At 60.1% G+C, this 599-nt stretch carries 1 pseudogene; it reads left to right on the top strand.

The annotated features are described in order from the left end of the window. Positions 1-599, top strand: a pseudogene (locus tag EOA38_RS38375) (glutamate dehydrogenase); the annotation flags it as partial.

Raw genomic sequence — 599 nt, 5'->3', positions numbered from 1 at the left:
AATCCGACCGATGTGATCAATGCACGCGCCTGCGTTACCGGCAAGCCACTGTCGAAGGGCGGCATTGCCGGCCGGACCGAGGCAACCGGCAGGGGCGTTCAGTTCGCCATCCAGAGCTATCTCTGCGATCCGCGAACCCCGGGGTTGAATGGAAAGCGCGATTTGAAGGGCGCCGCCGTCATCGTCCAGGGGTTTGGCAATGTCGGTTACCATGCCGCGAAGTTCCTCGCAGAAGAAGACGGCGCACAGGTGGCAATCGTTGCTGAACGGGACGGCTATGTCGCCAATGCCGATGGTCTGGCGATCGAGGCACTGAAGCAGCATCACATTAAAACGGGCAGCATCCTCGGCTTTGAAGGCGTCACGTCGTTTCCTGGTGATATGACGGGCATCGAGCAGCCGTGCGACGTTCTTATTCCAGCGGCGATGGAAAACGCCATCCATGAGGGGAATGCAGATCGCATCAAGGCGAACCTCGTCGTCGAAGCTGCCAACGGCCCGGTGACCTTCGAGGCAGACAAGGTTCTCCGCGCCCGTGGGATCACCATCCTTCCCGATCTTTACGTCAATGCCGGCGGCGTGGTCGTCAGCTACTTCGA

The sequence above is a fragment of the Mesorhizobium sp. M1E.F.Ca.ET.041.01.1.1 genome (assembly GCF_003997355.1).
Lineage (GTDB): Bacteria > Pseudomonadota > Alphaproteobacteria > Rhizobiales > Rhizobiaceae > Mesorhizobium.
This window is presented reverse-complemented; position numbering and strand designations above follow the sequence as displayed.